General features: G+C 70.0%; 1 protein-coding gene. It reads left to right on the plus strand.

Features of this window, described 5'->3' with window-relative positions; translation table 11 throughout:
- On the plus strand, window positions 1-540 hold a 540-nt coding region (locus tag K3F48_RS24030), incomplete at both ends, for an AMP-binding protein (protein ID WP_222577953.1).

The following is a 540-nucleotide window of genomic DNA, read 5'->3' on the forward strand; positions in this document are numbered from 1 at the left end:
CCGCGCGAAGCCTGCGTTCATGAATTATTCGAGGCGCAGGCCGCCCGCACGCCGGCGGCGACGGCCGTCGTCCAGGACGGCCGGCGGCTGACCTATGCGGAGCTGAACGCGCAGGCCAACCGGCTGGCGCATTATTTGCGCCGTTTGGGCGTCGGGCCGGATGCCCGCGTCGCCGTCTGCCTCGACCGCAGCCCCGAATTGGTGACGGCGCTGCTCGCGGTGCTGAAGGCGGGCGGGGCTTATGCGCCGCTCGATCCGTCCTATCCGGCCGAACGCCTGTCCTATATGCTCCGAGACAGCAGCCCCGTCGTCGTGCTGACCGGCCCTGGCGGCGCCCACAGGATTGCGGGCCTCCTCGACGGTTCGCCGGCGCTCGCGTCGCTGCGGACCATCGACCTCGTCGCTGACGCCGAGCTTTGGGCGCGGGACGCCGACGCCGATCCGCAGCCCGCCGCCGTCGGCCTTCAGCCGCGTCATCTCGCCTATGTCATCTACACATCTGGCTCCACCGGACAGCCAAAAGGCGTCATGGTCGAGCAT

The sequence above is a fragment of the Methylosinus sp. Sm6 genome, assembly GCF_019802345.1.
Classification (GTDB): Bacteria; Pseudomonadota; Alphaproteobacteria; order Rhizobiales; family Beijerinckiaceae; genus Methylosinus.